The following is a 25,744-nucleotide window of genomic DNA, read 5'->3' as shown; positions in this document are numbered from 1 at the left end:
CAGGCCGGACGAGGACGGCGTACGTACGACGCTGAGTGTTCTCGCCGAGCGGTGGATCAGCGCATCCGCGACGCCGGCGTCCGCCCGGCGGTGGTCAGACGTGCACGATCGCGGTGTGGGCGTGGCCGCGGCTGCCGCCGACCTCCACCTTGATCGCGCTCTTGGCCTTGCGCACGCTGCGGTCGTTGTCCTTGACCGATCTCACCCGCCAGGGCAGCGTGATCTTCACCTCGTCGGCGGCCCTGGACGGGTCGGCGACCGCGAGCCGTACCCGCTCGTGGTCGCGGCGGAGCAGGAGCGTGCACGGGCCGTCGGCGGCGAGCGGCCCGTGCGCGGTCTCGACGGTTCCGGCGCGCCAGAAGACGGCGGCGAGCAGGTCGTCGCGGGCGATGGCCTGCACGGCTCCGGAGTTGGCGAGGATCTCGACCCTCCCCCGGTAAGCCACGGTCTGCGCGATGGAGGCGCCGGGCAGCACGGCGTAGGCGTAGCGCGCCTGACGCGGATCGACGCCGTGGTCGATGAGGATCGTCGTGTAGAGCCTGGTGACGGGGGTGTCGTCGCCTCCGGTGGTGGCGCCCTTGTCGATGTCCCGCCAGCGGCCGGTGCGCTTCCTGCGGGTCACCTTCGCGGCGGCGCCGTCGAGCAGCGCGTAGCCGGCCACGCCGGGCAGGTGGACCCAGCCGTCGCCCCAGGCCAGCGGCGGATGGCTGTCGTGGGTGTTGCGGTTCTCCACGATGGTCTCGACGCGGCGGCCGTCGGAGGCGCGGATGCCGGTGCCGAGGGCGATCACCGCGTCGTCGAGGAGGAACCACGCCTTCTTGGCCCGCAGCGAGGAGCCGTCGGCGATCAGCTTCATGGCCGCCACGCCGTACTCGCGGTCCAGTGCGACGCCGCCCGCCCACGGGGTGGGCGGCAGGCGACGTTTGCCGTGGCGAAGATCGGCGCGTCGGCGGGTGTCGACCGTCGTGCCCGGCAGCCGGTACGGGTCGATCGTGGGCCACAGGTCGTCGTTCCAGTGGGTGAGGTCGCCGGTGTAGAGGTAGGTCATGCCGTCGCCGGTGTACCAGCCGTGCAGGTTCTCCCGGTTCATGGCCTCGGCCGCGCCGATGCGCTCCGAGCTCATCGCGATCGCGTAGGCCCAGGTGGGACGGCGGTGCACGACCCGGTCCATGTCGGCGAAGACGTACGTGCCCGTCGTGGGCGGGCCGACCGGCACCGACGGGTCCTCCAGCAGGACCTTGGCCCGGGCGATGCTCGCCAGCGGGGCGAGCGTGTCGTAGGGGACGGCCTGGTTGCGGGTGAGCCAGCCCTTCACCTGCGGTCGCCAGCGCCGGGCATAGCGCTCGGGCGCGGACTCCAGCAGCGTGAGGATGGCCTCGACCGCCTTCTGCCCCGAGTGGTAGTCACGGTGGCCCTGCACCGAGATCTGCCGGCCGCGCACGCAGTCCATCATGAGCCCGTCGACGATGAACGGCATGAACGAGCGGTCCACGATGTCGTAGACGTTCCCCGTCCGGGTGATCTCCCACGGTGACCGCGTGAGCATGGCGATCAGCTTGGCCACGCTCTCCAGGTAGTCCACGCCGTAGCTGCCGGTGTAGGGGTAGACGTCGTGCTGGATGAACGACCCGTCACGGTAGAAGCCGTCGCCTGGACCCCGGGTCGTCCGCAGCAGGTCGGAGACCGCGTCCCCGGCCCTCCTGACCAGGCGTGCGTCGTGGGTGAGCAGTCCGCGCATCGCCACCGCCATGGCCTTGCCCGCGCGGTTGGCGCCGGTCTCGACGACGCCGGGGTGGCTGACGCGGCGCTCCGGGTCGGGGCACCAGCGGCGTAACGGCCGCAGCCAGCGGTGGAGGCGGTCCTTGGGCAGGCCGTCGTACAGCAGGGCGCAGGTGTCGGTCAGCGCGCGGGGGACGCCGATCTCCCACCAGTACCAGTTGCTGCCCCGCCGATCGAGCCCTTCGTGGTAGGCGTGCTCGTGCAGGAAGTCCAGCGCCCTGACCGCGCTCTCGGCGACCTGCCTGTCCCGGTGCAGGGCGGTGCCCGGCGTGGCCCAGCCCAGCGCCAGGGTGCGCATGCGGTTGTAGGCACGGTTGAAGTTGCCCGTCCGGGGGTCCCCCAGCGGCAGGTCGGGCCACAGGCTCGGGCGGCCGGGGACGGGCTTCATCTTGCGCAGCACCGCGTTGGCCGAGCCCTCGACCGCCCGCGTCTTGTCGGCGTAGGCGGGGTTGTACGACCCGCCGACCAGCAGGCTGACCCACCGCTCACGCGCGTCGTCGAACGCGGCGGCACCGATCGCCTCGGCACCGATCGCCTCGGCACCGATCGCCTCGGCCGGGCTGCCCCGCAGGGCGAGGCCGGTCACGGCCGCGGCGCCCAGCAGTGCGGACCGCCGGCTGAGGGGATGGGTCATTGCGGCCTTTCCGACAATCAGGCAGATATCAGATAAAAGATCATATGTCGAACAACCAGGGAGAACTCCTTTAACGCTGCACCAGTGAACCGGCTCGCGCCGGTCGCCAGGAAACTGAGCGCTACCCCGCCGCGAGGCCGATAGCCCCTCATCATCCGTGAGCGAAGGGTGCGCGTCCCACTCCCCCGAACGACCATTCTCCGTTCATCTCTATGTAACGTCCAACGTTGGACGTAGGATGTCCTCTCGTAACTTTCTGCTGTCAGGAAGGACGAGGACATGCACGATGGTCACCCCCCGGAGCGCCGTACCGGACGCTCCGCACGCCGCCACCGCGCGGGCACCGTCCTGGCGCTCGCGGCCTTACTCGTCAGCGCGTTGAGCGCGCCGGCGGCCGCGGCACCGACGAACCCGGCTCGAACCCTTGAAACCGGCGAGAGCGCGCCGTTCGTGGACGAGCAGGTGCTCTACAAACAGGGCGACTCCGGATACGGCTGCTTCCGGATCCCCGCCGTGGTGCGGGCCACGAACGGCATGCTCCTGGCCTTCGCCGAGGGGCGGGTCAAGGACTGCGGCGACGACGAGGACATCGACCTCGTGCTGCGCCGCTCCGCCGACGGCGGGCGGACCTGGGGACCGCTGCAGGTGGTCTCCGAGGGGAACGGCACGACCCACGGCAACCCGGTGCCGATCGTCGACGAGCGCACCGGCCGGGTCGTGCTGGTGAGCACCCACAACGGCGCCGAGCCGTGCCCGAACGGTTGTGACCGCGATCCGTGGGTGCAGGTCAGCGACGACCACGGGGCGACCTGGTCGGCCGCCAGAGAGATGACCGAGGGCAAGCGCCCGGAGTGGAACTTCTGGTACGCCACCGGCCCGATGCACGGCATCCAGCTCAAGCGCGGCCCGCACGCCGGCCGGCTGGTCGTCGGGGCGAGTTTCGAGAGCTGGGACCGGGTCGGGAAGCACGCCTACGGCACCCACCTGCTCTACAGCGACGACGGCGGGGCGACCTGGCACATCGGCGCCGAGACGGTCCGCGACGACGGCACGGTGATCGCCCAGGAGGTCACCGTCGTCGAGCTCACCGACGGGCGGATCTACGCCTCGGCCCGCGAGCGCGGCACCGATGAGGGCAACCGGGCGTACGCGACCAGCGGCGACGGCGGCGAGACGTGGGACGCGCCGTTCCGCACCATGCCCGCCCTGGCGACGACCGACATCCAGGGGTCGCTGCTGCGGTTCGGCGAGGGGCGCATCCTGTTCTCCGCGCCGGTGCACCCGGGCGCCCGGGAGGCGATGGGCATCCGGTCGTCCTACGACGAGGGCGGCCGCTTCGAGACGTGGGACGAGGGCAAGGTCTTCTTCTGGGGGCCGTCGGCGTACTCGGACATGGTGCGTCTGGACGGCGACGAGGCGGCCCTGATGTACGAGGCCGGCACCGTCTCGCCGTACGAGCAGATCCGGTTCGCGCGGTTCAACGAGGCGTACCTGGAGACGCCGAACGGCGCCCCGCCGAACATCCCCGGGCCTCCGGTGCCCGGACCGACGACGCCGGACGCGTCGCCGTACCGTAACAAGGCGTATGTCCGCGGCGGCGCGCAGACCACCGACGGGCGCTTCGGCAACGGGCTGGCGCTGGACCGGGTGGACGACCGGGCGGAGGTGGCGTTCGACGACTCCATCGACCTCGGCGCGGGGGACTTCACGCTGACCTCCTGGATCCGCTACTCGGACAAAACCGGCGCGCACTCGATCCTCTGGTTCCACCGGGTGGACCGGGGCACCAACCCGCCGGGGCTGTGGCTGCGGGCCGAACCGGCGAGCAACCGCATCCGGGCGGTCCTGGCCGTCGACCGGTTCGACGTGTCCGTACAGTCGCCGAGCGCGTACAACGACGGGCAGTGGCACTTCGTGGCGCTCCAGCGGGTACGCGGCGAGCTCCGGCTCCTGGTGGACGGCGTCCAGGTCTCCTCGGCGGCGGTGCCGGCCGGTTCGCTGACCCTCGGCAAGGAGTTCGGGCTCGAGGGAATCCACGTCGGGCAGCGGCTGGACGGCGCGGACCGCTTCCGGGGGACGCTGGACGAGGTGCGCGTCTACGGGCGCGCCCTCACCGCGACCGAGCTGGACCTGATCCGGCAGCGGAACCTCCCGATCGGCGGGCGGCTCGGGCTGCGGCTGCCGTTCGATCGCGTCGGCTGAGAGGAGGCCGACCGCTGGACGATGGCGCTCGCGGGGCTCCCGCGGGCGCCATCGCCGCGCCCGGACATCCCATGTCCTGAACGAGCGGCCAACACACCGCGTTCGCGCGGTGGCCCGTCCGTGTCATGGGCGTAAAATCTCCGGCACCGCCTGGCCTTCCGGGACCGAGAGGTGGGATGTTCGACACACGGTCTTCGACGAGCCTGGAGGCAGTATGCCTACGCGTGACGGCGCGTCGCTTCAGGAGCGCATCGTCGCTCTGATCCACGAGCGCGGACTGGCCCCCGGGTCACCGATACCCACCGAAGTGCAGCTGATGGAGCTGCTCGGGGCGAGCCGCAACAGCGTCCGTGAGGCCGTACGTGCTCTGCGGGCGTTAGGGATCGTCGAGATCCGGCACGGTCATGGGACGTTCGTCGGACACGCGTCGCTCGACGTGCTGACGCCGTCGCTCGCCTTCCAGGTGCGCTCGGGGCCGGGCGGCGGGATCCGCGCGCTGCGCGATCTGGTCGAGGTCCGCGAGCTGCTCGAGACCGGGCTGATCGCCCAGGTGGCCCAGAGCACCAGCGTCACCCGGCTGGCCGCGTTGGAAGCCCTGGTCAATGGCATGGATCGGGACCATGGCGCCGATCGGGCGTTCCACGCACTGCTGTACGAGTCGTGCGGCAACGAGCTGGTGCTGCAGCTGATCGGCCTGTTCTGGGACATCTACCACGAGGTCGAGCCGACACTCGGCCCACCGGAGGAGCGGACGGCGGAGATCGTCGTCAACCACCGCCGGATCGTGGCGGCTCTTCGCGCCCGGGATGCCGAGGCCGCCCGGGAGGCGATGCGGCTGCACTTCCGCGACGTCAAGGCGCGCATCGCGCGGGCGAAGGCCCCCGACACCGCTTGACGTAGCGGACAATTGCTCCCGAAGGGTGACTGATCACTCCAGTAACGCGATCATGCGTGAAGCGGTAAGCCGGGCCTTCCGGCTCAACCTGCCGTATCGCTACCATCAGGCACTGATCGCCTACATGGTGATTTTCGTCCATGGAGTTTCCGATCGGCGAGGGAGTGTCCCGTACGTGGCTGAATCAGGCAGGGCCGGGCGACCACGGACGGACACCATAGGTGACCGGACCGGGTCGGCCGGTGACGGGCCGCGGCGACTGACCGGTGCCCGCCGCCTGTCGTTGCGCACCGTGCTGCTCATCGTCGTCTTCGTCCCCAGCTTGACCTTCGCCCCGCTCCTGGCCTCGGGCATGCACCAGCTGGCCACCCAGTGGCAGGCCGAGAAGACCCAGATGGAGCTGGCCACCACCGGCGTCGGCAGGCCCGCGGCCGACCTGTTCCTCAGCCTCGACCAGGAGCGACGGCTCACCGCCCAGGTGCTGGCCGGCCCGGGGAGCCCCGCCCGCGACCAGCTCGCCGAGCAGCGTGCGGTGACCGACCGGGCCGTGCGGACGTTCCGTCCGCTGGCGGCCCTGGACGACGCCGACGCGCAGGAGGGCCTCACCGACGCCATCATCCGCACCGACCGCGGCCTCGGCCTCCTCGATCAGCAGCGCCGGGCGGTGGACGCCGGCCGGGCCACCTCGCAGCGCGCGTTCGACTACTACAGCGGCGTCCTGGAGTCGGCCCTCAACGTGCTGACCGCCCTCGGCAACACCGACGAGGGCCAGGTGAGCAGTAAGGCGCAGACGCTGACCGACCTCTTCTGGGTCGTCTACGCACTCGGCCGCGAGGACGCCCTGCTGTCCGGCGGCTGGGCGAGGGGCGCCCTGACGAGGAGCGAGTACGGCCTCGTCACCGACGCCATCGGCGCCAGGAAGCACCTCCTGCGGTCCCGGGTGCTTCCCGCTCTCACGGGCAACGAGCTCCCGTACGCGAAGATGACGACCGGCAAGGCGTGGGAGACCATGGCCGCCCTGGAAGGGCGGCTGATCACCGCCGGGAGCGGCGCCGAGGGTGATCGGGTGACACTGCGCGACGACAGCGCACAGTGGCGCTCAGCGGTGGACGCGGTCACCGTGCAACTGCGGCAGCTCCTGAGCCTGCGATCGGAGAATGTCGGCAGGGCCGGCTACGGTCACGCCGACATGATCTTCAAGATCTTCGTCAGCATCTCCACGGTGGGCCTGCTCGCCCTGGGCCTGGTGTTCTTCACGAGCTGGCGGCTCACCGCCGTTCTCCGCCGGCGCATCCTGGCCCTGCGCCAGGACGCCCAGGAGCTGCAGGAGCGGCTGCCCGATGTGGTCGCCCGGCTGGAGCGCGGCGAGGACGTCGACGTGGACGCGGAAGTGCGCAGACTCGAACCGACCCCGGACGAGCTCGGCGAGCTCGGGCAGGCGCTCAACCTGGCCAGCCGCAGCGCCGTCCACACCGCCGTGCGGCAGGCCGAACAGCACCGGGGATTCCAGCGGATGCTGCAGCGCATCGCCCGGCGCACCCAGATCCTCATCGGCCTGCAGCTGAAGAAACTGGACGAGCTGGAGCGCAAGCACGAGGACCCGGAGGTGCTGGAGGGCCTGTTCGACCTGGACCACCTCGCCTCCCGGCTGCGCCGCTACGAGGAGAACCTGGTGATCCTCGGCGGCGGGCAGCCGCAGCGCCGCTGGCGCAAGCCGGTGCGGCTGCTCGATGTGCTGCGCGCCGCGCAAGGCGAGGTCCAGGACTACCGCCGGATCTCGATCGACGTCGAGACCGAGTCCTGGATCGCGGAGCGCGCGGTGCAACCGCTGGTCCACGTCCTGGCGGAGCTCATGGAGAACGCCACCGCCTTCTCCAAGCCGCTGACCCCCGTCGAGGTCCGGGCCGCGCGGGTCGGCCGGGGCGTCGCCGTGGAGATCGAGGACCGCGGCCTGGGCATGGAGCCCGAGCAGTACGCCGCCGCCAACGCTCTGCTGCAGTCACCGCCGCGCCTCGACGTGCTGGCCCACGCCGACGACGTGCGGCTCGGCCTGGACGTGGTCGCCCGGCTCTCCGCGAACCTGGGCCTCCAGGTCGAGCTGCGGTCGTCGGCCTTCGGCGGCACCCGGGTCATCGTGCTGGTTCCCGAATCGCTGGTGGTGGCCCGCCCGCGCACGGTACCCGAGCCCGCCACGGCCCCCATGGAGGTCCCCCGGGCCGCCGACGCCGCACCGCCCCGCCCACGGGAGGAAACCCCGCCGCACGAGGACGGTCAGTTGCCGGCCCGCTCCCGAGGACGTGCGATGGCGTCCGTGACGGCGCGGGCCGGCTCACCGGAGCAGGAGTCCGGCAGCCGGCCGCTGCCCCAGCGCGTACGCCAGGCCAGCCTGGCGGCGGAGCTCCAGGTCCCGGCGGTCCGGGCCGACCAGGCCGACCGGGAGACCTGGGACCAGCCCCGCCGGTCCGGCGCCACGATCGGCGCCTTCCAGAGACAGTCGCGCAAACGCCGCACCGGTGACGACGGCTCGCAGCCCGAGGCGAGCGAATATCCCGAGCCCAGTTCCCCTACGACGGAAGATCGATGATGACGCAGCGCACCACCGCCACCGACACGGACTTGGACTGGCTGCTGGACGGCCTGGTCGATCAGGTCGCGGGCGCCCGGCACGCCGTCGTGCTGTCCGACGACGGCCTGGTGGTCAGCCGGTCCAGGACCATCGAACGCGCGGACGCCGAACGCCTGGCCGCGATCGCCACCGGACAGCAGAGCCTGGCGCGCGGCGTTGGGCAGCTCTTCAGCGGCGGGCCGGTCCACCAGGTCATCATCGAGATGGCCGAGCTGTGGTTGTTCGTCACCGCCGCGGGCCGGGGCACCCATCTGGCGGTGGTCGCCTCCCAGGAGGTCGACGCCGAGCTGATGAGCGTCGCGATGCACACCCTGATCCAGCGGGTCGGTCAGAAACTCGGCACCGACGTGCGCCGCCCGCACGCCGATGACCGGGAGAGACACGGATGAAGCACTGGACGGAAGGCTTCGACGACGATGACGCCGGCGAGTCCCTTGTCCGTCCCTACACGATCACCGGCGGGCGGACCGCTCCCGAGCGGGACGACCTGACGCTGATCACCCTGGTGGCGACGACCTCCGCGGCCCTTCCGGGAAACGGACGCGACCGGCGCAAGATGCAGCCTGAGCACCGCGCCATCGTCGCCCTTTGCGAGCGGCCGCTGGCGGTGGCCGAGGTCGCCGCCGCGCTGAATCTGCCGGTGTCGGTGACCAAGATCCTCATCGGCGATCTGATCGAGTCGGGTCAGCTACGGGCCCGGCCACCCCTGGCGTTCGCGCAGGCGGGCGGCACTCCCGAGCTGGCGATCCTTAGGGCGGTGCGAGATGGGTTACGCAAACTCTGACCACGGGGACGCCGCTCCTCTGGCGGTGAAGATCCTCATCGCCGGTGGTTTCGGCGTCGGGAAGACGACCCTGGTCGGCGCGGTCAGCGAGGTCGCCCCGCTGCGTACGGAGGAATACCTGACCCATGCCGGCGTCGGCGTGGACGATCTGGACGGTGTGGACGGCAAGTCCACCACCACCGTCGCGCTGGACTTCGGCCGCATCACCATCAGCCGCGAACTCGTGCTCTACCTCTTCGGCACACCCGGGCAGGAGCGCTTCTGGTTCATGTGGAACGACCTGGTCAACGGGGCGATGGGCGCGGTCGTCCTGGTCGACACCCGCCGGCTGGACGTGAGCTTCGCCTCGATCGACTTCTTCGAGAGCCGTGGCATCCCCTTCGTCGTCGGCGTCAACTGCTTCCACGGTGTCCGGGACCGGACGCAGGAGGAGATCCGGCGGGCACTCGACCTCGATCCGCAGGTGCCGCTGATGCTCTGTGACGCCCGCGACCGGGCGGCCGGACGCGATGTGCTGCTGGCGCTCATCGACCACCTGATGGCCGTACGGACCAGCGGCACACCGCACTCCGCGACCTGACCGGGCCCGGTGTGACCTGAGTGGGCCCGGTGCCGCCGGTCGCGGACGTTCATGGACGGCCGTTGGCGGCGCACCAGCCTGCCCAGGTGGTGGCGCCCTTGCCGAGCTGCTTGTTGTGGAAGGACGTCCAGGAGTTCTCGCTCGCTCCCGGCGCGCCGGGAGCGGCCTTGAACAGCGGATGGTTCTGCTCGACCTCAGCGCGCAGCCACGGCTCGATGTCGCGGTAGGAGTCCAGCGACCAGCTGCGGGCATGGTAGGTGAGCTGGCCGCGCACCTCGGTCTCCGGCAGGCACATGAACGGCGCCCACGGGCTGGTCCGCGCCCAGCTGATCTTCGTCTCCATCGCGCCGGACGGGACGCCGGACCGGGTGCGCGCCGCCACCTCGCGCTCGTCGACGGAGAAGTCGAACATCTCCTGCGCCGCGTACACGCCGCCGGTCAGGCCGAACCGCTCGCCCAGGGTGCCGCCGAGGTCCGCGCGGACGCCGATGTCGCTGGTCCAGATGGTCTCGTCGTGCGAGCGGCGCAGCGGCGGCCCCACGTAGGAGGGGGTGATCGGGAACGGGCCGAAGTTGACCGCGTCGTTGTTGATGGGGACGACCGGGTACGTCTTGCCGTCGATCGGGTTCCGCCATTCGCGGACGACGCGCTGCGGATCCGCCGGGTCGGTGTAGAAGACGATCTCCCTGGAGAGCTGGTAGAGCTGGTTCGTCTCGGGCACCCGGTACAGCCGCCGGATGTTGTAACCCTCGATGTTGAACAGTTTCTGGCCGTGCCGCAGCGCCGGGTCCAGACTGTTGCCCTCGATGTTGGCGTACACCGATCCGGAGATCCGGAACACCATGTCCTTCCCGTCCGGACGCCCGAACGTCTGGAGGGACAGTTTCCCGCTCTGGTCGGTGACCGTCGCGTAGACGGGCCCGGGGTGCGTGGGGGCGGCGGGAGCGTCGTCCGCCGCCGCGCTCGACACGCTGGTGCCGAGGATCAGGACGACCAGGACCGACAACCCCGTGATACCTCGCTTGATCACGTACGTCCTTCCGTGGTGACGAAGTTGGCGAACAGCGCCATATTGTGATCATGCCGGGCCGAGGGTTGTCCAGGGCGAGGCGGGCCGCGGCTCACGACGGCCGGGCCGCCGGCCGCGAGGTCAGCGCGACCTGTTCACGGTGATCAGGCCGGCTGTGTGCAGGCTGGTCAGCAGGGTCCAGTCGTCGGCGGGGTCGAGCCAGAGCTGGAGATCCGCCGGGCCCGAGGGCTTAGGGAGGGGGCCGGTGGGCTCGTAGAAGGTCGAGATCAGGACCAGAGGGACCGGTGCCTCCCATCGGGAGGGGGCCGGGGGTTCGTGTCGTGGGCCGAGGAGCACGGCGCGCTCCGCCTCGGTGCACGCGTCGAGCGGCCACCCGGCCGCGAGCTGAGCTTGCAGCCTGACCTGCATGTCCAGGACGAGACGGACCCGAGCGGCCGCCCGCTCCGCGTCGGTGGCGAGCTCGGCGTAGCCGACGTGCTCGGGGTGCTCGGGGTGCTCGGTGTAGTCGGCGTACTCGGGATGCTCGGTGTAGTCGCCGTAGTCGGCGTACTCGGGGATGAGCATCGCGACCAGTTCGGCGGGGTCGTCGGCGTAGCCACGGCGGGTGCCGCCCGCGTGGATCATCTCGAAGCGGTACGGCCGGCCGTCGGCTCCGGCCGGTGCGGCCGGAGGCGGCTCCGACGACGAGGTGTTACGGACGAGCACGGCCATGGGTGTCCTCCGGGGTGCGGTCACTGCGGGCGCATCCAGCGAGTGGCGGCGTACAGGGCGGTGAGCTGCTCCTTGTCGGCGGCCCGCCAGAAGATCTCGTCCATCAGGCTGCGGAAGGACAGGCTCCCCCGCTCGGTGCGGTCCTGCGCCGGATCCTCGAAGAGTTCGGCGTGGGTGCCCAGCGGGTCGGGCCTGCCCCGGTTGGGCAGATCGCCCAGCGTCGCGTTGCGGAACGCCGCCTCGACCAGTGCCAGCGACACCTTCACCTGCGACTGGATCACGGCGGGGTCGAGCGAGCCGTCCCACAGCCGCAATTCGAGGTGATCCTTAGAGGACCCTTGCATGGCGTTCATGTTCACCGCGGAGTCGTGGCCGCTGTTGCGATGCCGCACCGGGCCGATCGGCTCGTAGCCGGCGGCGGGCAGCTGGTTGGGGCGGCAGTGCTTGAGGCCCCGGTGGCTCTCCGCCTCCGGGTTGTGCGCGAGTCTGAACAACGTGTCGAGGTGATGGCCCACGTGGTTCAGCACGCTGGTGTAGTTCTCCACGATGTGGTCGAAGTCGTGGGTGCCCACATGGACGTGCCCACCGGTCCGCAGGCCGGCCGTGCCGCCGTGCGATCGGATGATATCGACGGCGACGCGGAGGTTCTCCCAGGTCGCGGGCTCGTCGTACAGGATGGGCGAGACCAGTTCACCCGCGACCGTGCCGTCCTTCTCCAGCCTCCACAGGCCGAGCCCGCCGTTCTTTCCTGAGCTGTAGCCCCGGTCCTTCATGGTGTGGTACTCGTGCTGCCGAGCGTCGCCGGTCAGTCCGGCCTCGTGCAGGGCACGGGCGATGGCCTCCAGGCCTTGGCGCGCGACGCTGTCCGGCAGGTCGAACTCGAGCTCCAGCCCGAACCCGCGCCCGCCGTCACGGGCGGCCAGAGACGCGGTGGCGTCGTCCAGCATGTAGGGGATCACCGCCTCCCCCCTGACGGCGCGTTCCACGGCCTGGTCGTAGGCCCCCCTGAACGCCCCGAAATCCCTCGTGAACGACACCTCGGGGCGATCCGGCCAGCGCTGCCACGCCTGGACCCGGGCCTCCAGCGAGGCGACACGCTCCCGCTCCGCCATGGCCGGCAGGTCCGGGCCGGTCAGCAGTGACCGGACGCGGCGCAGGACCGGGCTCCCCTCGGGAAGCGCCTGCCGGGCCGCCTCGTGCTCGCGGCTCGCGGCCCGCAGGGCGTCCCGGACGGCCGACGGAGACAGATCGTGCAGCCCCGACGGGATGTCCGGCGGCCGGGGCGCGGCCGGGCCGGCGTCTCGGGTCAGGGCATCGAGCACCTGGCGCCGGCTGACCGGCCCGAAGAGGTCCAAGCCGTTCCGCTGGGCCTCGGCCGTGCTGTCCACCAGCCGTTCGACGGAATAGCCGAGGCCCGCGTCTCCCGCCAGGCGGCGCAGCGGCTCGAACACGCGCAGCCGCGACGGCGCCTCGGAGCCGGTGATCTCGGCGAGCCGGGAGAGAACGCGCGCCGTGTCGTCGCTCGGCCGCGTGACGCCGTTCTCGGCCGCGATCCGCAGCCCGTCCCAGAGGTACGGGTCTCGCGTCCGGTGCGTGGTGAGCAGGTCGACGAGCTCCCGGGGCCCGGCCACCCGTGTGAGGTCGGCGCCGTGTGCCCGCGCGTCCTCGGCCAGGCGCACGAGCTGTTCGACCGAGCGTCCCTGCCCCGCCTCACCGGCCAGGCGGTCCAGCGGAAGCACCGTGCCCTCCGCACGCGCGGCGATCTCGTCCAGGAGCGCGAGCACCCGTGCCGTCGACTCGCCGGTGTCGGCCAGGGCGTGCCTCTCGGCGAGCAGCACGCCGTTCCACAAGGATGGGTCCTCGCGCCGGAACGCGTCCATGGCCGCGAGCAGGGCCTCGCTTCCGGTCGTGCCGCGGGGGATGTGGCCCCTCTGGTGGGCCGCCCGGACGACCGGGAGCAACTCCCTGATGTCGCGAATGCCGTACCTCTCGAGCATGGGTCTCGTGAAGTTCCGGACTTTGGTAGAGGTGACGGGGTCCCCCATCATCGTGACCATGAGCCCGATCGTGCGTGCCTGTACGGCGTTCGCGTCCGGTAAGGAGAAGCGGAGCTGGTGCCGGATACCCGTCCAGCGGTGGGAGTCCGCCACCATCATCCTGTGCAGGATGCCGGCCAGCGCCGCACGGTCGGTCGCGCCGGCCGGGGACAGGCCGTACCGCTGGGCGTCGTTGAAGACGTCGACCAGGGCGTCGATCTCGAGCCTCAGGCCGAGGTCGTTCGCGAGTGCATGGATGGCCCTTGCCTGGTCGGGTCCGCCGATGCTCCGGCCCATCAGGGCCAGGGCCCGTGCGGTCGTGTCGTCTTGGCCGCTGACGGGCAGCCGCTCCGTCAGCCGCCGCCCTTCGGCCAGGAGAACCTCGTCCGGCACCGCCCTCGGAGAGGTGCCGGGGCCGTCCGGCGGACCGCTGAGCAGCCGCTCGATCCGGTTCTCCGGACCTGCCCGGCGGCCGTCCGGGCCGCTCCCGTTGTCGGGCGTCCAGCGGTGCACGATCGCCGCCGCCTCGGCGAAGCCGCGGGGCCGCGGATCCGCAATCGGCGAGGGTCCGCCGGGCACCTGATGCGCCCCTGCCGGCTGTGCCCGTTCCTGGACGGCGATACCCGCCAGCTCTTGTGGAGCCCGCGCCGCGGGGAGTGCGGCCTCCCGTGCCATACCGGGTGAACCTGGTTCGGCCGCACGGCCAGGCAGACCTGGGTCGACCACGCGGCCAGGCGAATCTGGTTCGGCCACCTTGCCAGGCGGGCCCGGGTCGGCTGCGCGGCCGGACGGGCCTGGGTCGGCCGCCGGCATCGCCCCGACCGTCCGGTCCCCCTGGCCGGCCGCGGAGACGAGCGGTCCCGTCCGGTTTCCCTCATTGAGCGTGGGTTCAACCGGTCCCGGCCGGTGTTCGGGCCTCGCCGGGAGTGCGCTCTGCTCGCGCGGTGGTTGAGCGTCCGTGTGGGGCTGCTGTGGTCGTTCCCGCCCGCCCTCACCGCCGAAGGCGTCATCGGGGGTCGCGGTGGTGATCGCCGGAACGGTGGCCGGAAGCAGAGAGCTCCGTGGGAGCTGCCCCGGGCTCGTGGCCTCGGCTCGGGTGGTGGCGGGCGTGCTCTGGTTGGTGGGGGTCCGCTCGGCGAGAAGGTTCTGCTGGGGTCGCTCGACCGGAAGATTCTGCGGGGCCCGCGCGGGAGTTCCGTCTTGTACGGCCCTGTCCCCGCCTACAGGTACAGCTCTGTCCCCGCCTATGTGTACGGCTCTGTCCCCGCTTGGCAGTGGCGTGTCCTGGCGTCGGACGACCTCACCGGCGATCGCCCCGTTCGAGAGCATCTGAGGCCCGGCGGCGTCGCTCGGGGCTCTGACAGGGGGCGGGGACGCGGGCGGTGGACCGGTGTCGGCGTGCGGCGCGCCGACGAGCGTCATCTCGCCCGCGAGCGTCGTCTCGCCGATAGCGGCGACCGGCCGGGTGGGAGCGCGCTCACCGGCCGGGTGCGGCGAACCGGTGTCGGCGTGCGTGGAGGCGGGGTGCGCGGTGCTGGTGTGCACGGTGTCGGCGTGCGTGGAGGCGGGGTGCGCGGTGCTGGTGTGCACGGTGTCGGCGTGCGTCGAGGCGGGATGCGCGGTGCCGGGGTGCGCGGGGTCGGCGAGTTGGGCGACCGCTCGCATCGGGAGGTAGCTCGTCCGGGCCGAGGCCGGGACGTCGAGGCCGCCCGCGACGCCGGAAATGAAGGCGTACGTGAGGTGGGAGGCGTCCAGTTGCCCGCCGAGCGCCAGAGCGGGGACGGCGCCGGCCGTGCCCGCCGCCCCACCCAGCAGCGCCTGGCCGTACATGCTCTGCCCGATCGCCACGATCTTGTCCCGCACGGCCAGCTCGGCCCTGGACGCGACGTACACCATCTGCCGGCTCAGCAGCCGCGACAGCGCGGCGTTCGCGCCGCCGAACAGGGCGCCGGTCAGGGCCCCGCTGCCGGCCGACATCGCCAGCGACGCGAGATCGAAGTCCCCCGCCTCGCGGTCCCCCACGACCTGCTGCGCCGCTTGCACGCCGAGGTCCAGCCCGCCCATGATCCCGGCGAACTTCAGCGTGCTCATGAGGACGAGCCGCTTCATCGTCTGGATGCTCACCTGGGTCAGCAGCGTGTGCTCCCGGATCAGCGCGAGAACGGCCGGGCCGTGGACGTAGATCCACACCAGCAGCTTGACGATCACCGCGCCGAGCAGCGCCAGCGAAGCGTAGATCATCCACTCGGTGTGCTGCATCCGCACGCCGTGCTCGCGCAGGGACGCCGCCTCGTCCCGGAGGGCCCGCTCCAGCAGATCGAGCAGCGCCTCCCCGGAATCGGCCCCGGTGGCTCCCGCCTGCCCGCCGAGGGCCGCGAACGTCTGCTCGAACGCCTCCTTGGCGGCGCCCTGCCATTCCTGGCCGCGCAGCATCCTGACGACCGCACCGGCGTCCCCCGCCTTGATCTCGGCCAGGAGATCCGCCAGGTTCTCCAGTGTCCCCGCCTCGGCGATGATCCCACCGACGTCGGCCTCCGGGAACGCGCCGCCCGTCAACGGCCTCGCCAGCGGCTTCACCACGTCGGGCACCAAACTGAGGTCAAGCCCCATCAGCGGGCGTCACCTTCGCCGGGCGGCCGTGGATCCCCCGGCTGCGGCGGGCCGGCTCCGGGGAGGAAGGACTCGAAGCCCGTTCCCTCGCCGAACAGGTCCCCGAACGGAAGATCCGGTACGAAGGGGCCCATCAGCTCCCGCATCTCACCGGAGACCTGGCTGGTCGCCCGCCCGATCTGCTCGACGATCAGGGTGGACAGCTCCGACGGCGACAGCTTGCGGTAGACCCGGGGATCGAACTCGATCGTCCGCACCTCACCGCGGGGACCGACGGTCACGGTCACCATGCCGTCCTTCGACCGGGCGGTGGCCGACAGCTCCCGTACCTTCTGGTGCATCTTCCCAAGCTGCTCGGTTTGCTGGTTGACCTCCTGGACGAGTTGCTCCAGCAGCCGCCACGGCTCATCTGTCGCCATCTATGTCCCTCATGTCCCCTGTGCATCGCAGATCCCACAATTACCATCGTTTCCCTATTTTGTGGGGTCCTTGATCGAGGAGTACTAGGCTGCCCACCCGTGGAGTTGGACGGCGTCACCTACAGCAAGAGACACCTGCACCGGTTGGCGTGCGCGGCGGACGGCATGGCCGGTGACCTGGCCGGCGCGAGCACCCGATTCGAGGCGTCGTCGGGGGTGGCGAAAACCGCCCTCGGCGACGACGAATACGGCCGCGCGTACGCGCGGGACCACGGCCGGCGGATGACGGACATCGCTACCGGGCTCGACCTGCTCGCGACCGCGCTCCGGCAGCAGGAGACCCGTATTCAGCGGGCGTCGCAGAACTACGACGGCGGCGAGGACGCCAGCACCCTGCGCTGAGGCGGCACGGGTCGGCGTCATCGGTTCGACGGTCATGCCGGACGCGGTCATGCCGGACGCCGGCGGCGGGGCCCCCGCCACGCCGCTCCCCCGAGCGTCCGGGTGACCGTTCGAACGGGCGGTGGATCAGGTCAGTTGCCGGCGTCGAGCGGGATGCCGAGGATCGACGCGAGGGCGGGACTGCCGGGTGCGTACAGAGCGAGCGGGTCGGCGCGGAACGCGGTGTCGAGGGCGTGGGCGTCCTCACCCACCAGGATGCGCCAGGTCCCGGCGCGGATGCCGTCAAGGATGACGGTCGCGGCGTCGGCGGCCGAGAGGGGGGCGCTGTCCCGGAAGCCGTCGGCCATGCCCTTGATCATCGAGCGGACCACGTCGTCGCTCACGTGCTCGGCCGGGATGCCGGCGTTGGCGACGATGAGCGCGCGGGCCTTGTCGATCTCTTCGGGGGTCATGTCCTCCGGGTCGGACTGACCGTGCGCCCGCCGAGAGTTGATCATCATGTCGGTGCCGACGTGGCCCGGCATCACGAGCGCGACCTGGACGTGCGGCGCGTTGACCCGGAAGTCCACCAGCATCGCCTCGGTGAAACCTTTGATCGCGAACTTCGCGGTGCTGTAGGCGGTGTGCGGAATGCCGGGGCCGATGAACGCCCAGAACCCGTTGACGCTGCTGGTGTTGACGAGGCAGCCCTCGTCGCTCGCGATCAACAGCGGCACGAATGCCCGCGAGCAGTTGTACACCCCTCCCCAGCACACGTCGAACGTGCGCTCCCATTCGTCCTGAGGGCCGGCGACGAAGCTGCCGCCGCCGTGGATGCCCGCGTTGTTGAACAGCAGGTTGATATGGCTCGTCTCGTGCTGCGCCATGACCTCGTCGCGGAACCTCGCCACCTGGGCCGCGTCCGACACATCGCAGTGGTGGGTCGTGACCCGCACGTCGCCGGACGCGACCTTGCGGGCGTTGTCCGCGGTGACGGCCAGGTTGGCGTCATTGACGTCGCAGGTCGCGACCGAACAGCCGTCGGCCGCCAACTGGGCGACCAGTTCGCGACCCATCCCTGTGCCGCCTCCGGTGACGACGGCCAGCTTTCCGGTGAACGATCTCATTGATCAGTCCCTTCGTCGTGCTCACACTTCCACGCACCGGGTGGGTGCTCAATAGCCGTGCCCTGCCGCTATCGCGGACGACCGAAATGCGGTATTTCCTACCTAATATGCATGTTATTCTCGCTCGCATGCGCACCATCTCCCCCGCGGTCGTGCTGGCCACCGCCGCCCTCACGCTGACCGCGTGCGGCGGGACCGGCCAGCCGGCCGCCACCGCCCCCACCGGCAAGAACGTCATCCTCATCACGCCCAACCCCGTGGGGACCAACAGCTTCCTGCAGCTCAGCGTCAAGGGCGCGGAAGCGGCGGCCAAGGAGATCGGCGCCTCGTTCAAGCTGTACGAGAGCAAGGACCCGACCAGCATCGCCCAGAACCTCGACGCCGCCGTCCGGGCGAAGCCCACCGTGATCGTCGGGGTCAGCTTCTCCTTCGACGACCTGTTCACCACCGTCCCGAAGCAGCATCCTGACCAGCAGTTCCTCCAGGTCGACTCCTGCGCCGAGGAGCAGGCGGCCAACCTGACCTGCGTGTCCTTCAAGGAGCATGAGGCCGCCTACCTGGCGGGCGTCGAGGCCGGGCTGCTGACCGAGAGCGGCAAGCTCGGCGTCGTCGCGGCGATCGACTCGCCGTTCGTGCACCGCTGGATCGACCCGTTCCTCGACGGAGCCAAGTCCGTCAAGCCCGAGGCCACCGGCACGCCGCTCTACGTCGGCGGCAACAACCCGTTCAGCGACCCGGCGCGGGCCAAGTCGCAGGCCCAGACGCTCACCGGCCAGGGCGTCGACATCGTGGCCGCCGCCGCGTCGGCCGGCAACCAGGGCGTCTTCGAGGCCGTGGCCGCCGCGAAGGCCAAGGCGTTCGGCGTGGACGTCAACCAGTGCGCCCAGAGCCCCGGCAACGTCATCGACAACGTGCTCAAGCACGTCGACGTGGCCGAGAGCGCCGCCATCAAGGACATCGCGGCCGGGAAGGCGGGCGGCGTCAAGGTGTACGGGCTGAAGGAGGGCGGCGTCGGCGTCAACGCGCTCGGCGACGACCTCGCCTCGTCCGGCTGCGCGGTCGCCGCCAGCGCCGACGTGGTCGCCAAGGTCAAGCAGGTCCGCGACGACATCGTGGCCGGTCGCGTCACGGTCGCCGACCCGCTGGCCGGATGAGCGTTCCCGCCGTCGAGCTGGTCGGCATCACCAAACGCTTCGGCGACGTGACCGCCAACGACGGCGTCGACCTGGCCGTGGAGCGCGGCGAGGTGCACGCCGTGGTGGGCGAGAACGGGGCCGGCAAGTCCACCCTCATGTCGATCCTGTACGGCCTGCACCCGCCCGACGCCGGGCACGTGCTGCGCGCCGGGACGCGGCTGCGGCTGCGCTCCCCCGCCGACGCGATCGCGCACGGACTCGGCATGGTCCACCAGCGCTTCCGGCTGTTCCCCGGCCTGAGCGTGGCCGAGAACGTGGTCCTCGGCGCCGAACCGATGCGGCGTGGCGTGCTCGACCGCGCCGCCGCCCGGCGCTCGGTCGCGGACCTGGCCGAGCGGTACGGGCTCGACGTGGACCCCGGAGCCCGGATCGGCGACCTGCCTGTCGGAACGCGTCAGCGGGTGGAGATCCTCAAGGCGCTGTACCGGCGGGCCGAGGTGCTGATCCTCGACGAGCCCACCGCCGTGCTCACTCCCGGTGAGGCCGCGGGGCTGTTCCGCATGGTGCGGGAGCTGGCCGCCGAGGGGGTGTCGGTGCTGCTGGTGACACACAAGCTGGACGAGGTGCTGGCCGCCGGGGATCGGGTCACGGTGCTGCGGGGCGGCCGGGTGACGGGACGGTTCCCGACGGCGGGCACGTCGGCGGACGACCTGGTCCGCGCGATGATCGGCCGCTCACTCGCCACCGCCCCGACCACCGCCAAGAAGCCGCCCGCGACCACCGGCGCCCTGCCCACCGCCAAGAAGCCGCCCGCGACCACCGGCGTCCCACCCACCGCCAAGAAGCCGCCCGCGATCGCCGGCGGCGCTCCGTACCGGCTGGAAGTGCGTGACCTGCGCGTCCGGGATCGTGACGGCGTGGCCGCCGTCGGCGGGGTGTCGTTCAGCGTGCGGCCCGGTGAGATCGTCGGCATCGCGGGCGTCGCGGGCAGCGGGCAGCGCGAGCTCGTGGACGTCATGACCGGGCTCAGGCGCGCGCACTCCGGCACGGTGCTCCTCGACGGGCGGCCTGTGGGCGGTGCCAGGGATCGGCGCGTGGCCTACGTCCCCGGCGACCGTGCGGGGCGCGCCACCGCCCCTGACATGTCGCTGGCCGACAACCTGCTGATGGGCGACCAGCGCGGCTTTCTCCTCGGCCCGGGCCGGGTCCGCGGCCGGGCGGCCGCGCTGGTGGAGCGGTTCTCGATCAGGGCCGCCTCCGTACGGGCGCCGATCGCGCAGCTGTCCGGCGGCAACGCCCAGAAAGCGGTGCTGGCCAGGGAGCTGTCCAGGGACACGCCGGTGCTCGTGGTGGAGGAACCCACCCAGGGCGTGGACGTGGGCGCCCAGGAACAGATCCACGCCCTGCTCGCCGCCGCCCGCGACGCGGGACGGGCCGTGCTGCTGCAGTCCAGCGAGCTGTCCGAGCTGCGGGCCCTCGCCGACCGGGTACTGGTCATGTTCGAGGGCCGCCTGACCGCCGACCTCCCCGTGGCGGAGGCCACCGACGAGCGGCTCGGCGCCGCGATGACCGGCGCGACAGGCGTGCGGCGGCCGGCCGGAGAGAGCACCGAATGAGCTCCCCCGAGCCGCGCGCGCGTGCCGTCGCACGGCTGATCGCAGGGACGCCCGCCGTGGTCTCGCTGGTGGGCGCGCTCCTGCTGACCACGCTCGTCATGCTCGCCGTCGGCGTCGACCCGGGCCTCGCCTACCCCGCCCTCCTGCGCGGCGCGTTCATGGACGGCAACCTCGAATACACCCTGGCCGCCTACGTCCCCACCCTCGGCATGGCCGTGGCGTTCGCGATCCCCTTCCGAGCGGGCGAGTTCAACCTGGGCGGCGACGGCCAGCTCGCGCTGGGCGGCATCACGGCCGCCGCACTGGCCCTGTCCACCGGCGGCGCCGGTTCGTTCGTCCTCCCGCTGATCGGCGCGGCGCTGGCGGGCGCGCTGCTCGCCGCCCTGTCCGCGCCGCTGCACACCAGGCTCGGCATCCCGGCCATCGTCAGCACGCTGCTGCTGAGCGTGCCCGCGGTGTCGCTCGCCTCCTACCTGGCCCGCTTCCCCCTGGCCGAGCAGGGGACGGGGCTGGCGCAGACGCCGCTCCTGCCGCTCGCGGCCCACCTGCCGTCGCTCGGCGCGAGCACGTACGTGACGATCGGCCTACCCCTGGTGGCCGTCCTGACGGTGCTGTGGCTTCTCGCCGACGCCCGCACGGTCCCCGGGTACGAGATCCGCGCGCTCGGCGCCAACCGCGAGTTCGCCCGGTACGGCGGCGTCCGGGTGAGCCGGCTGACCGCGCTGACCCTGGCCGCGGGGGGCGCGTTCGGCGGGCTGGTGGGCGGCCTGATCGTGCTGGGCGCCCCGTACCGGTTCGTGGACGGCGCGCTGACCGCGCCCGGCTACACGTTCACCGCGATCGCGGCGGTGCTGCTGGCGGCGGGACGCCCCCTGGCCGTGCCCGTGACGGTGGCGTTGCTGACCATCCTGCAAGCCGGTGGCCAGGGGATGGAGCGGGAGGCGGGTGTGCCGAGCCAGCTCACCCAGATCGTGCAGGGCCTGATCATCGTGATCGTCGCGGTGGCCGCGGTCGCGAAGGCCCGGCCGTCGAGGAGGCCGGCGTGACGACGTTCCTCGCGGCGGTCCTGACCGCCACCGCGCCCGTGGTGCTGGCCGCCCTGGGCGGCCTGCTCTGCTCGGTGTCGGGCGTCTTCAACATGGCGCTGGAGGGCCAGCTCCTGTGGGGCGCGTTCACGGCGGTGCTGTTCAGCCATCTGACGGGCAGCGCCTGGCTGGGTGTGGCGGGCGCGGTGCTGTGCACCACCCTGTACGCCCTGCTGCTGTCAGTCCCCGCGGTGACGTTCCGCGCCGACCCGGTCGTGGTGGCCGTCGGCACGAACCTGCTGGCGCTCGGGCTGACCGCGTTCCTCATGCGGCAGATCTTCGGCAGCGGCGGCACGTTCAGCTCCCCCGAGCTGGCGGGACTGCCGACGCTGGCCGCGCTGGGGCTCGACGCTCCCGTGGCCGGATCGCAGTCCCCGCTGGTGCCGGTCGCGTTCCTGCTGGTGGCCGCCGCGGCTTGGTGGCTCGGACACGCCCGCTCCGGGCTGCGGCTGCGCGGCATCGGGCAGCACGCGGAGGCGGCCGAGTCGATCGGGCTGCGGGTGCCGCTCTACAGGCACGCGGCGGTGCTGGGCGCCGGCGCGCTGTGCGGACTCGGCGGGGCGCAGCTCGCGCTGGGCAACGTGACGCTGTTCAGCGAGGGGATGAGCGCGGGGCGCGGGTGGGTGGCCGTGGTCGCGGTCATGCTCGCCGGCTCCAGGCCGTGGCTGGGTCTGGCGGCCTGCCTGCTGTTCGGGGCCGCCGAGGCGCTGGGGTTCCGGCTGCAGGGGCTGGGGCTCCCCCAGCAGGCCGCCGACGCGGCCCCGTACCTGATCACGCTGCTGGCCCTGGTCGTGGTGGCGGCGGCACGACGGAAGGAGGCACCGGTATGAGCGGTCCCGTACTGGCTGATTCGGTGCGGTTCGCGGGAGACGCCGTGGAGATCCTCGATCGCCGCGTCTATCCGTTGGAGGTGCGCTGGGTGCGCTGCGCGACCAGCGAGGACGTGGCGGTCGCCATCGAGCGGATGGTGACGCAGAGCTCCGGGCCGCTGTTCGCGGCGACGGCGGGGATGGTCCTGGGGGCGCGCGAGGCCCGGCACGAACCGCCGGAGCGGGCGGCCGAGCGGCTGCGCGCCGTGGGCGCGCGCCTGGTCGCCACCCGGCCGACGAACAACCACATCAGGGACGCCGTCCACGCCGTCCTGTCGGCCACCGTCGGCACCACGCTCCAGGCCGGAACCGCGCAGGCCGGGGACGAGCTGGTCGCGGTGGTCGAGGCCGCGGCACGGGCGCATGACGACGGGTATCGTGCCCGCAGCGCGGCGCTCGGCGGGCACGCCGCCGGACTGCTCGCCGACGGCGCCCGCGTGCTCACGCACTGCTGGGCCGACGCCTTCCTCATCGGCACCGTACGCGCGGCGCAGGCGGCGGGGAAACGGCTGGAGTTCGTCTGCACCGAGACCCGGCCCTACCTTCAGGGCGCCCGGCTGACCGCGGCCACCCTGGTCGAGATGGGCTACCGGCCGACGCTCATCACGGACGGCATGGTCGCCGCCGCCCTGTCGGACGGCCTGGCCGACGTCGCGCTGACCGCCGCCGACCGCGTGACGCTGGACGGCCATGTGATCAACAAGGTCGGCACGCTCGGCGTCGCACTGGCGGCCCGCGCGTTCGACGTGCCGTTCTACGCGCTGGTCGACGCGCCCGATCCTCAGGCGCCGACCGCCCGCGACGTGGTGATCGAGCAGCGCGACGGCGACGAGGTGCTGCACGCGCTCGGCCACCGCACCGCGGCCGACGGCGTGCGCGGCTACTACCCGGCATTCGACGTGACCCCACCCCATCTGGTGACCCGCATCGTGACCGAGCGCGGCGTCTACCGTCCGGACCAAGTGAAGGAGAGCCTGTGAGACGCGTCGTGGTCGACACCGACACCGGCATCGACGATGCCCATACCCTGCTGTACCTGGCAGGTCGGCCCGACGCCGAGATCGTCGCGATCACCTCGGTGTACGGCAACTGCTCCGAGGAGGACGCCACCCGCAACATCGGCTACGTGGGCGGCCTGCTCGGCCTGGACGTGCCGGTGGCCAGGGGCGCCGCCGAGCCGCTGCGCGGCCCCGCCCACATCGCCGGGTACGTGCACGGCAAGGACGGCCTGGGAGACCTCGGCCACGACCGCCCGCTGCCGGCGGTGACCGCCGAGTCCGGCCCCGAGCTGCTGGTACGGCTGGCGAACGAGCGACCGGGCGAACTCGACCTGCTGGCCCTCGGCCCGCTCACCAACCTGGCGCTGGCCCTGCGCCTGGACCCCGAGCTGTTCACCAAGTACCGCTCGGTGGTCCTGATGGGCGGTTCGGGCCCCTACGCCGCGCCGGGCACCCTGCTGATGATCGACGCCAACATCAACAACGACCCGGAGGCGGCCCGGGCGGTGTTCGCGGCGCCCCGCCGTGAGCTGGTCATGGTGGGCGTCAACGTGACGGCGGGCACCATCCTGGACGAACGCGCCATCGCCGCCCTGCGGGCCGCCGGAACGCCGGTGGCCAGGTTCGCGACCGAGATTTTGGACGCGTACCTGGACTTCTACCAGAACGAGTGGGGCCGCCGGATCATCCCGCTGCACGACCCGCTGGCCGCGGGCGTGCTGCTGGACCGCACGTTCGCGACCGCCTGGACGGACGGGCCGGTCAACGTGCGCGGCGACGGCTTCCTGTGGCGGGCCAGGCTGATGCGTACGCACGACGGGCTGCCGCCCGCCTTCCCGTACGATCCCGCGCCTCCCACGAGGGTGCTCACCGCCGTGGACGCGCCCGGGTTCGTGGCCGACTTCGTGGAGGTGCTGACCCGATGACCACGATCGTGCTCGACATCGAGGGGACGACCAGCTCGACGGAGTCCGTACACGTCGGTCTGTACGCCTACGCGCGGCCCCGGCTGGGCCCGCATCTCGACGCCCACCGCGACGACCCCGAGGTGCGCGCGGTGCTGGCCGAGATCGGCGCGGGCACCCTCGCCGAGGCCGTCGAGGTGTTGCACGGGTGGATGGACGGCGATGTCAAGGCCACCCCGCTCAAGACGCTGCAGGGCCGGATCTGGGCGGCGGGCTTCGCGGCCGGCGAGCTGACCGCCCACTTCTTCCCCGACGTGCCACCCGCGCTGCGCGCCTGGCACGCCGCCGGGCACCGGCTCGCGGTCTTCTCCTCCGGGGCGGTCGCCAGCCAGCGGCCGTGGTTCCGCCATGCCGCGGACGGAGACCTGTCCGTGCTGGTCACGCACTGGTTCGACACCGTCAACGCGGGGCCGAAGCGGCAGCCGGACTCCTACGAGCGGATCTCCGGGACGCTCGGCGAGCCCTCCGGGACGCTCTTCCTGTCCGATGTCCCGGCCGAGCTGGACGCCGCGGCGGCGGCCGGCTGGCGCACCACCGGCGTGCGGCGGCCGGGTGAGCCGAACGCCGCCGTGCCCTTCGGCACCCATCCCGTCGTCACGACATTCGAGGAGGTCAATCCATGAGCAGCGTCGAGATCGCGCTCGCGGCCGAGCAGGTGCACGCGTCCGGAGCCCGGCTGGCGGTCGAGGCGGCCCGCTTCACCGGGTTCGGCTGGATGCGCGGCACCTCGGGCAACCTCTCGGAGGTGGTCTCCCGCGAGCCGCTCCGGCTGGCCGTGACCGCCAGCGGCCTGGACAAGGGCGAGCTGCTGGCCACCGACGTGGCCGTGGTCGGCCCGCGGGGTGAGGCCGTCGCCGTCGAAGGGGTGGAGCCGCTCAGGCCGTCCGCCGAGGCCGGGCTGCACGCCCGGGTGGCGGACCTGACCGGCGCGGACGCGGTCGTGCACGTGCACGCGCTCAACGCGGTGGTGGCCGGGCGCCGCTGGCCGGGCGGGGTGCTGCTGCGGGACGTGGAGACGCTCAAGGGCATCGGCCGCCTGGCCCACGACGACGAGGTCACCATCCCGGTGATCCGCAACAGCCAGGACATGCGCGAGCTGGGCGACCGGTTCGAGGAGGCCCACGACCCGCGCACACCCGCCGTCATCGTGGCCGATCACGGGCTGTACGCCTGGGGCACGGACCTCAAGCACGCCCGGCACGTCACCGAGTGCGTGGAGTGGCTCCTGGCGTACGCGCTGGCCACCGCCTGACGCGCACGG

The 25,744-nt window shown here is 72.1% G+C and carries 21 protein-coding genes; 15 read left to right on the top strand and 6 right to left on the bottom strand.

The window, feature by feature from the left end:
- Positions 1–94: 94 nt before the first annotated feature.
- Complete coding sequence (locus tag IEY87_RS17765) at positions 95–2,413, bottom strand: polysaccharide lyase 8 family protein (protein WP_189139771.1); 2,319 nt, start codon at positions 2,411–2,413, stop codon at positions 95–97.
- 279 nt (positions 2,414–2,692) lie between these two features.
- Here IEY87_RS17765 and IEY87_RS17760 point away from each other — a divergent pair, with 279 nt between their 5' ends.
- The 6 genes from IEY87_RS17760 (at position 2,693) to IEY87_RS17735 (ending at position 9,500) form a co-directional block, all read left to right on the top strand.
- Positions 2,693–4,615 carry a sialidase family protein gene (locus IEY87_RS17760; RefSeq protein WP_189139770.1) on the top strand — a complete coding sequence of 641 codons (1,923 nt, stop codon included), beginning with the start codon at positions 2,693–2,695 and terminating at the stop codon, positions 4,613–4,615.
- A gap of 214 nt (positions 4,616–4,829) precedes the next feature.
- Complete coding sequence (locus IEY87_RS17755) at positions 4,830–5,510, top strand: FadR/GntR family transcriptional regulator (protein ID WP_189139769.1); 681 nt, start codon at positions 4,830–4,832, stop codon at positions 5,508–5,510.
- 175 nt (positions 5,511–5,685) lie between these two features.
- Positions 5,686–8,094, top strand: a complete 2,409-nt coding sequence (locus IEY87_RS17750) for a sensor histidine kinase (RefSeq protein WP_225277034.1) — start codon at positions 5,686–5,688, stop codon at positions 8,092–8,094.
- Positions 8,091–8,525, top strand: coding sequence for a roadblock/LC7 domain-containing protein (locus IEY87_RS17745; protein ID WP_372462241.1), 435 nt, complete (start codon positions 8,091–8,093; stop codon positions 8,523–8,525). Before IEY87_RS17750 ends, IEY87_RS17745 begins: the two co-directional genes overlap by 4 nt.
- Positions 8,522–8,920 carry a DUF742 domain-containing protein gene (locus tag IEY87_RS17740; protein WP_189139768.1) on the top strand — a complete coding sequence of 133 codons (399 nt, stop codon included), beginning with the start codon at positions 8,522–8,524 and terminating at the stop codon, positions 8,918–8,920. The genes IEY87_RS17745 and IEY87_RS17740 overlap by 4 nt, the downstream gene beginning before the upstream one ends.
- Complete coding sequence (locus IEY87_RS17735) at positions 8,901–9,500, top strand: GTP-binding protein (RefSeq protein WP_189139767.1); 600 nt, start codon at positions 8,901–8,903, stop codon at positions 9,498–9,500. Before IEY87_RS17740 ends, IEY87_RS17735 begins: the two co-directional genes overlap by 20 nt.
- A 49-nt stretch (positions 9,501–9,549) precedes the next feature.
- On the opposite strand, the gene IEY87_RS17730 is transcribed toward IEY87_RS17735, so the two are convergent.
- From IEY87_RS17730 to IEY87_RS17715, 4 genes are all read right to left on the bottom strand, one after another.
- Entirely contained in the window at positions 9,550–10,530 is a 981-nt protein-coding gene (locus tag IEY87_RS17730; protein WP_189139766.1) for a DUF1838 family protein, read from the bottom strand.
- A gap of 120 nt (positions 10,531–10,650) precedes the next feature.
- On the bottom strand, positions 10,651–11,241 hold the full coding sequence (locus IEY87_RS17725) for a hypothetical protein (protein WP_189139765.1): 591 nt from the start codon (positions 11,239–11,241) through the stop codon (positions 10,651–10,653).
- Between the two features lie 20 nt (positions 11,242–11,261).
- A complete protein-coding gene (locus IEY87_RS17720; protein ID WP_189139764.1) occupies positions 11,262–15,887 on the bottom strand; it encodes a hypothetical protein in 4,626 nt (1,541 codons plus the stop codon).
- Entirely contained in the window at positions 15,887–16,306 is a 420-nt protein-coding gene (locus IEY87_RS17715) for a YbaB/EbfC family nucleoid-associated protein (protein ID WP_189139763.1), read from the bottom strand. The genes IEY87_RS17720 and IEY87_RS17715 overlap by 1 nt, the downstream gene beginning before the upstream one ends.
- Before the next feature lie 99 nt (positions 16,307–16,405).
- Here IEY87_RS17715 and IEY87_RS17710 point away from each other — a divergent pair, with 99 nt between their 5' ends.
- The gene (locus IEY87_RS17710) at positions 16,406–16,708 is read left to right on the top strand and encodes a hypothetical protein (RefSeq protein ID WP_189139762.1); all 303 of its coding nucleotides are present in this window, start codon (positions 16,406–16,408) and stop codon (positions 16,706–16,708) included.
- Between the two features lie 131 nt (positions 16,709–16,839).
- Here the strand turns inward: IEY87_RS17710 and IEY87_RS17705 are convergent, their stop codons facing one another.
- The gene (locus tag IEY87_RS17705) at positions 16,840–17,814 is read right to left on the bottom strand and encodes an SDR family NAD(P)-dependent oxidoreductase (protein ID WP_189139761.1); all 975 of its coding nucleotides are present in this window, start codon (positions 17,812–17,814) and stop codon (positions 16,840–16,842) included.
- A gap of 128 nt (positions 17,815–17,942) precedes the next feature.
- On the opposite strand from IEY87_RS17705, the gene IEY87_RS17700 reads away from it, so the two are divergent.
- Genes IEY87_RS17700 through mtnB form a run of 8 tightly spaced genes read left to right on the top strand, consistent with a single transcriptional unit; the run spans position 17,943 to position 25,735 of the window.
- A complete protein-coding gene (locus IEY87_RS17700; protein ID WP_225277035.1) occupies positions 17,943–18,968 on the top strand; it encodes a BMP family ABC transporter substrate-binding protein in 1,026 nt (341 codons plus the stop codon).
- Positions 18,965–20,566: an ABC transporter ATP-binding protein gene (locus tag IEY87_RS17695; protein WP_189139759.1), complete on the top strand. Its 1,602-nt coding sequence runs from the start codon at positions 18,965–18,967 to the stop codon at positions 20,564–20,566. Before IEY87_RS17700 ends, IEY87_RS17695 begins: the two co-directional genes overlap by 4 nt.
- The gene (locus IEY87_RS17690; RefSeq protein WP_189139758.1) at positions 20,563–21,612 is read left to right on the top strand and encodes an ABC transporter permease; all 1,050 of its coding nucleotides are present in this window, start codon (positions 20,563–20,565) and stop codon (positions 21,610–21,612) included. The genes IEY87_RS17695 and IEY87_RS17690 overlap by 4 nt, the downstream gene beginning before the upstream one ends.
- Positions 21,609–22,481, top strand: a complete 873-nt coding sequence (locus tag IEY87_RS17685) for an ABC transporter permease (protein WP_189139757.1) — start codon at positions 21,609–21,611, stop codon at positions 22,479–22,481. Before IEY87_RS17690 ends, IEY87_RS17685 begins: the two co-directional genes overlap by 4 nt.
- Positions 22,478–23,500, top strand: coding sequence for a s-methyl-5-thioribose-1-phosphate isomerase (locus tag IEY87_RS17680; RefSeq protein WP_189139756.1), 1,023 nt, complete (start codon positions 22,478–22,480; stop codon positions 23,498–23,500). Before IEY87_RS17685 ends, IEY87_RS17680 begins: the two co-directional genes overlap by 4 nt.
- A complete protein-coding gene (locus tag IEY87_RS17675; RefSeq protein WP_189139755.1) occupies positions 23,497–24,444 on the top strand; it encodes a nucleoside hydrolase in 948 nt (315 codons plus the stop codon). Before IEY87_RS17680 ends, IEY87_RS17675 begins: the two co-directional genes overlap by 4 nt.
- Positions 24,441–25,106 (top strand): acireductone synthase, encoded by a 666-nt coding sequence (gene mtnC, locus IEY87_RS17670; RefSeq protein WP_189139754.1) that lies wholly within the window; start codon positions 24,441–24,443, stop codon positions 25,104–25,106. Before IEY87_RS17675 ends, mtnC begins: the two co-directional genes overlap by 4 nt.
- Positions 25,103–25,735, top strand: a complete 633-nt coding sequence (gene mtnB, locus IEY87_RS17665; protein WP_189139753.1) for a methylthioribulose 1-phosphate dehydratase — start codon at positions 25,103–25,105, stop codon at positions 25,733–25,735. Before mtnC ends, mtnB begins: the two co-directional genes overlap by 4 nt.
- The last annotated feature ends 9 nt before the right edge of the window (positions 25,736–25,744 follow it).

Source organism: Nonomuraea glycinis (assembly GCF_014646515.1).
Taxonomy (GTDB): domain Bacteria; phylum Actinomycetota; class Actinomycetes; order Streptosporangiales; family Streptosporangiaceae; genus Nonomuraea; species Nonomuraea glycinis.
Note: the sequence above shows the minus strand (reverse complement) of the source record. Positions and strands in the feature narration are given on the sequence as shown.